Annotated in this window: 5 protein-coding genes; 1 reads left to right on the top strand and 4 read right to left on the bottom strand. The window is 71.4% G+C overall.

Annotated features, from left to right (window positions below):
* The coding region (locus tag D183_RS0109800) for a DUF3418 domain-containing protein (protein WP_017908838.1) at positions 1-2,110 on the top strand (2,110 nt) is incomplete at its 5' end.
* A gap of 497 nt (positions 2,111-2,607) precedes the next feature.
* Here the strand turns inward: D183_RS0109800 and D183_RS0109795 are convergent.
* The 4 genes from D183_RS0109795 to pqqD form a co-directional block, all read right to left on the bottom strand.
* Positions 2,608-4,383, bottom strand: a complete 1,776-nt coding sequence (locus tag D183_RS0109795) for a chloride channel protein (protein WP_017908837.1) — start codon at positions 4,381-4,383, stop codon at positions 2,608-2,610.
* A gap of 11 nt (positions 4,384-4,394) precedes the next feature.
* Positions 4,395-4,907, bottom strand: coding sequence for a hypothetical protein (locus D183_RS0109790; RefSeq protein ID WP_017908836.1), 513 nt, complete (start codon positions 4,905-4,907; stop codon positions 4,395-4,397).
* A gap of 97 nt (positions 4,908-5,004) precedes the next feature.
* Entirely contained in the window at positions 5,005-6,126 is a 1,122-nt protein-coding gene (gene pqqE / locus D183_RS0109785; RefSeq protein WP_017908835.1) for a pyrroloquinoline quinone biosynthesis protein PqqE, read from the bottom strand.
* A partial coding sequence (gene pqqD, locus D183_RS0109780) for a pyrroloquinoline quinone biosynthesis peptide chaperone PqqD (protein ID WP_017908834.1) occupies positions 6,123-6,338 on the bottom strand: 216 nt, incomplete at its 5' end. The genes pqqE and pqqD, both read right to left, overlap by 4 nt.

Here is a 6,338-nt window from a genome sequence, read left to right as displayed (position 1 = left end):
GCCCGCACCGGCGGCCCAAGCCGCGCCACCGGCGTCCGCCGAGGCCGGGGAGGCGCCGCGTGCCAGCGAACGCGAGCGTGCCGCCGCCTACCAGGCGCTGCACCGCGCCTTGCTGGCCGGTCTGCCGACCCAGGTCGGCCATCGCACCGAGAAGGGCGATTTCCTGGCGCCGAGGCAGCGTCGCTTCCTGCTGTTCCCCGGTTCGGCGCTTGCCCGCAAGCCGCCGCCGTGGGTGCTGCCGGCGACGCTGCTGGACACGCAGAAGGTGTGGGGTCTGACCAACGCGGCGATCGAGCCGGATTGGGTGATCGCCGAATTGCCGCACCTGCTGGCGCGCAAGCATTTCGATCCGCACTGGTCGCGCGCGCAGGGGCAGGTGCTGGCCTCCGAGCAGATCAGCCTGTTCGGGCTGGTGCTGGCGCCGAAGAAGCCGGTGCACTACGGCCGCATCGATCCGCCCGGTGCGCACGAGCTGTTCGTGCGCCAGGGCCTGGTGCCAGGCGAGATCAACACGCGCGCCAGCTTCGTCGCCGACAACCAGAAGGTGCTGGCGCAGGCGCACGAGGAGGAGGCCAAGCTGCGTCGCGCCGGCATCGTCGCCGACGAGGACTGGCAGGCGCGCTGGTATCTGGACCGGATTCCCGGCGAGATCCATTCCGCCTCCGGCCTGGACGCCTGGTGGAAGGCGCTGGCGCCGGAGCAGCGGCGCGCGCTGCACTGGTCGCTGGCCGACCTGTTGCCGGGCGAGGGCAGCGCCGCCGAGCGCTATCCCACGTATTTCCCGCTGGGCGATGCGCGGCTGCCACTGCACTACCGCTTCGAACCCGGCGCGGCCGACGACGGCGTGACCCTGGAGGTGCCGGTGCACCTGCTCAACGCGCTGGACCCGGCGCGGCTGTCGTGGCTGGCGCCGGGCTTCGTCACCGACAAGGCGGCGGCGCTGATCCGCAGTCTGCCCAAGGCGCTGCGCCGCAACTACGTGCCGGCGCCGGACTTCGCGCGTGCGTTCTACGAGGCGTTCCCGCAGCCCAGCGCCGACGACATCCGTGGCGAGCTGGCGCGGTTCCTGCAGCGCGCCACCGGCGCGCCGCTGAGTGCGCTGGAGTTCGACGAGAGCACGCTGGAGCCGCATCTGCGCATGAACCTGCGCCTGCGCGACGAGGCGGGCAAGGTGCTGGCCGAATCGCGCGACCTGGACGCGCTGCGCGCGCGCTTCGGCGAACGTGCCGGGCAGGCCTTCGCCGCGCGCGCCGGCCGCGCCATGGCCGCGACCGGGCTGCGCGAGTTCCCGGCCACGCCGATCCCGCTGCAGGTGCCGGGCGAAGCCGGCGTGCCTGCGTATCCGGCGTTGGTGGACGAGGGCGACAGCGCCGCCCTGCGCATCTTCGCCGACCGTGCGCAGGCCGAGGCGGCGCATCCGCGCGGCGTGCGTCGGTTGCTGGAGATCGCCCTGGCCGACAAGGTCAAGCAGGCGCGCAAGCAGTTGCCGGTATCGCCCAAGACCGGGCTGCTGTACGCGGCGATCGAATCGCAGGAACGCCTGCGTGGCGACCTGGTGGAAGCGGCGTTGAATGCGCTGCTGGAGCAGGGGCTGGAGGCGATCCGCGACGCGGACAGTTTTGCCCAGCGCCGCGACGCCGCCGCCAGGCAGCTGTTCGGCGAGGCGATGGAGCGGCTGAAACTGGCCGAGGCGATCATGGGCGCGGCCGCGGAACTGAAGCCGCAACTGGAATCGCCGCTGATGGGCTGGGCCAGCGGCAACCTCGACGACCTGCGCGCGCAACTGGCAGCCTTGCTGCATCCGGGCTTCCTGCGCGGGACCCCGGCCACGGCGCTGGCGCAGTTCCCGCGCTATTTGCGCGCGATGATCCTGCGCGCCGAGCGCGCCAAACGCGATCCGGCGCGCGACCAGGCGCGGATGCTGGAGCTGAAGCCGTTCGTCGACGCACTGGCCGACGCGGCTGCGGCCGGACGTGGCGACACTCCGGAGTGGCAAGCGCTGCGCTGGGACCTGGAAGAACTGCGGGTGTCGCTGTTCGCCCAGGAACTGGGCGCCCGCGCCGGCATCTCGGCCAAGAAGCTGGCGCAGCGGGTGGCTCTGCTGCGGTGATTGGGGAGTGGGGATGGACAGCCTACGGCTGCCGAAGAGCGCGCGGGATTGGGTGTGAGATTTCCGCGCTGTTCCCGCACCACCGGCGTGAGCAGCATTCTTGTGGGAGGGGCTTCAGTCTCGACGCGTTCAGCGGCAGGCGTCGGGGCTGAAGCTCCTCCCACAACGGGGATGCGCCGCTTGGACGGTCAAGCGATCTGCTCTGCAACGGCGCGTGGTGTTGGTGCTACGCACCAACGCAGTCGCGTCTTGTTGTGTCGCAGGAGCGGCTTCAGCCGCGCCCATCGTGGCGTCATGCGTCGCGGCTGAAGCTGCTCCTGCGCGTACGCTCCAGGGCGATTGGAGGTGCCCTGCATTCCCGCTGCTCTGGCGTTCATGCGTCGGGGCTGAAGCCCCTCCCACAGCAGCCGCTCCTGCGACATGCGATCACGGCCCTCAACGTTTCAGCCCGCAGCAATCCAACGAATCCCGAATCCCCAATCCCCAATCTCCGCCCCTCAGTCATCCACCCGCTCGCCCATCAGCTCGCGCTGGCGCTTGTCCAGTTCCTCGGCGTAGCGCTTGCGCACGAAGCTTTCGCTGAGCACGCCCAGCACCTTGCCCTGCTCGTCGACCACCGCCAACTCGTCGCTCTGGGTCAGGTCGAACTGGCGCATGGCGGTGACCACGTCGGTGTCCGCGGGCAGGGCCACGTCGCGGTTGCCGGCGTAGTCGACGATGGCCGCGTCGGCGTTGACGCCGTCGGCATAGGCGGCAGCCAGGGTGACCAGGCCGGCGTAATGGCCGCTCTCGTCCTCCAGCACCACGCGGGTGCCCGAGCCGAGCGGGAAGCGGCGGCGGAACTCGGCCACGCTGGTGGTGGCGGCCAGCGGATGCACGTCCTTCTGCATCATCCGCCCGGCGCTGAGGTGCTTGACCCAGCCGACGTCGCGCGCGCTCTTGATGGTCTCGCCGCGCAGGTGCAGGCGCCAGGTGGAGAACGAGTAGCCGAAGATCTGGCGGACGATGGTGTTGGCGACCAGCACCGCCACCATCACTGCGCTGGCCAGCACGAAATCGTGGGTGCCCTCGAGCACCAGCATCGCCATCGTCATCGGCGCGCCGATCACCGCGGCGGCCATCGCCGCCATGCCGGCCAGCGACGCGGCGGTGCCGTCGACCAGGGCCATGCCGCTGCCGAGATTCAGCACGCCGGCGAACAGCCCGCCGACCAGCGACCCCATGAACAACGAGGCGAAGAACAGGCCGCCGCGGAAGCCGAAGCCCAGCGAGATCGCCGAGCCCAGGCACTTGAGCAGCAGCAGGATGCCCAGCCAGCGCAGCGAGGTCGGGCTGGTCAGGTCCAGGTGCAGCGCGCCGTGTCCGGAGGACAGCACCTGCGGGGTGATCAACGCCAGCGGGATCAGCAGCAGGCCGCCGGCGACCGGGCGTGCCCAGCGCGGCAGCGGGCTGCGGTTGATCGCCTGTTCGATCGCGCCGATCAGGCGCATCACCGCCACCGCCAGCAGCGCGCAGAGCACGCCGAGCAGCGCGTACAGCACGTAGTCGCGCGCCTCCAGTGCCGAGGCCGCCGAGGCCGGCAGCAGGTACGGCTGCACCCCGGCCAGCTGCGACACGAACACCGCGCCCAGCGAGGCCACCGCCACCGGTGCCAGCGCCGATGGCGAGTACGCGCCGATCACGATCTCGAAGGCGTAGAACGCGCCGGCCAGCGGCGCGCCGAAGGCCGCGGCGATGGCCGCGCCGGCACCGGCGCCGACCAGGGTGCGGATGTCGGCGCGGCGCAGGCGCAGCACCCGGCCCAGGTGCGAGCCGCTGCCGGCGCCCATCTGCGTGTACGCCGCCTCCAGGCCGACCGAGGCACCGACGCCGTTGGAGAACAGGGTCTGCACGGAGACGATCAGGTTGTCGCGCATCGACATGCGGCCGCCGTACAGCGCGTTGGCTTCGACGGCGTCGACCAGTTGCCGCTTGCGCGCGCGTGCGGCCATGCCCAGCAGGCCGACCAGCAGCCCGCCCAGTGGCAGCACCAGCAACTGGTGCACGCTCAGTTCGGACATGGCGCTGAGCCGCTCGTCTGCTTCCAGGCCGTACAGCAGGGCCTGCGCGCCGTGTGCCAGGCTGCTCTGCAACAGGGTCAGCAGGCCGGCGATCACGCCGACCAGCAGGGCCAGGGCGATGAACCAGACATCGCTGGCGCGCAGGCGCCGGCGCAGCGCGTCGGCGAGGCTGTGCGAGGCGTCGGCCAGTCCCGGCCGCGGACGCAGGTTCACGGCGCGCGATCCTATTTGATGCGACGGACCTTGGCGCGGGTGTTGTAGTTGTCGATCTGCATGTACCACACGCCCATGATGCCGGGGGTGATCTTCACCTTGGGCGCGGTGCGGTGCACGCTGGGCAGGCTCGCCGCCTCGGTCTGCTCCCATTCCTGACCGTTGGCCAGCACGTACTTGCGGCCTTTGGCGAAGCCGGAGAACTCGCCCACCAGGGTGCTCTCGATCGGCTCGGCGCTACCGAAGTCGAAGAAGCCGCGGTTCTTGGTGATCACCTCGCGGCGGCCCTCTTCCTTGGCCTTCTCCAGCGCCACCGCGGTTTCCTTGGCGACCTTGCCCTGCAGCCAGTCGTTCAGCGCAGCCAGCTCCTGCGGCGACAGCTTGTCCAGCCCGGCCGCCTTGAATTCCTGCGGCGACATCTGCGTCTGCAGATCGCCGGAGACGGTGCGCTGGGCGAGTGCCGGGGCGGCGGACACGGCGAGCGCCGCGCACAGGACCAGGGGAGCGAGACGCGCGAAGGACATGGCGAGGATCCGGGCAGTGGGATGCGCCGTAGTGTAGTCGCAAGCGGTGACTGCGCACGGGATGCCGGGTGCGCCGGGGACCGTGTCGGCGCCCGGTTCAGTCCTCGGCGGCGGCGGGCACGCCCGACCTGCGCGGTGGTCGCCGGTACACGAAGTCCGGCGCCGGCGCGGCGGCTTCGCGCTGTGCCAGCGCCTGCAGCGCCGCGTGCGCCGGGGCGCGTTCGCACACCGGGTCCAGGGTCGCGGCATCGCCGCTGAGCGCCAGCGCCTGGCAGCGGCAGCCGCCCCAGTCGATCTCGCGCTTGGGACAGCCCTGGCACACCTCGGGCATCCAGGCGCTGCCGCGGAAGCGCACGAAGGCCTCGCCATCTTCCCAGATCGCCGCCAGCGGGCGCGTGCGCAGGTTCTCGAAGCGCATGTCCGGCAGGGTTTCGGCGGCGTGGCAGGGCAGCACGTCGCCGCGCGGGGAGATGTTGACGAAGCGCTGGCCCCAGCCGCCCATGCAGGCCTTGGGCCGGTGCGCGTAGTAGTCGGGGGTGACGAAATCGATGTGCAGGCGGTCCTGCAGGCGCAGCCGGGCGGCCTCCACCGCGGCCACGGTGGCGTCGATCTGCGCGCGGCTGGGCATCAGCGCAGCGCGATTGCGCAGGCCCCAGCCGTAGTACTGGGTATGGGCCACTTCCAGGCGTTCGGCGCCGAGTTCCAGCGCCAGCTCGATCATTGCCGGGACACGTTCGGCGTTGTGGCGATGGATCACCGCGTTGATCGTCAGCGGCAGGTCGAGCGCGCGCACCGCCGCGGCGAAGGCGCGCTTCTTGGCCAGGCTGTCGCGGTAGCCGGCGATGCGGTCGGCGCCGGCGGCGTCGGCGTCCTGGACGCTCAACTGCACGTGTTCCAACCCGGCCGCGACCAGGTCCGCCAGCATCGGTGCGCCGCCGGCCACCCCGGAGGTGATCAGGTTGCTGTACAGGCCCAGCGCACGCGCATGCGCGACCAGCTCGGGCAGGTCCTTGCGCAGCATCGGTTCGCCGCCGGAGAAATGCGCCTGCAGTACGCCCATCGCCGCGGCCTGGTCCAGCGCCGAGCGCCAGCCGGCGGTGTCCAGTTCCTCGCGCAGGCCGGCCAGTTCGATCGGGTTGGAGCAATACGGGCAGGCCAGCGGGCAGCGATGGGTCAGCTCCAGCAGGATCGACAGCGGCGGCGGCACCGGCGCGTTCATGCGCGCAGCAGCCGCTTGGCGTGCAACTGCTGCGCCAGCTCGCGCACGTCGCGTTCGACCTCGGCCGGGTCGGCCTCGAATTCTGCGGCCAGTTCCGCGGCGATCGTCGCCAGGCTGCGGACGCCGTCGCAGCGCGAGACGATGGCGTGGGCGATGGCGTCCAGTTCGATCACCCGCTCCGGCGCCAGCAGCACCCATTGGTCGCGCGCACG

The organism is Xanthomonas sp. SHU 199 (assembly GCF_000364665.1).
Taxonomy (GTDB): Bacteria; Pseudomonadota; Gammaproteobacteria; order Xanthomonadales; family Xanthomonadaceae; genus Xanthomonas_A; species Xanthomonas_A sontii.
The sequence above is the reverse complement of the archived record's forward strand: the minus strand, read 5'-3'. Positions and strand labels throughout refer to the sequence as shown.

What these genes read in the sequence shown, in the direction of transcription:
- D183_RS0109790 (WP_017908836.1), bottom strand. Translation starts at nt 4,907, where the DNA reads ATGTCCTTCGCGCGTCTCGCTCCCCTGGTCCTGTGCGCGGCGCTCGCC.
- pqqE (WP_017908835.1), bottom strand. Translation starts at nt 6,126, where the DNA reads ATGAACGCGCCGGTGCCGCCGCCGCTGTCGATCCTGCTGGAGCTGACC.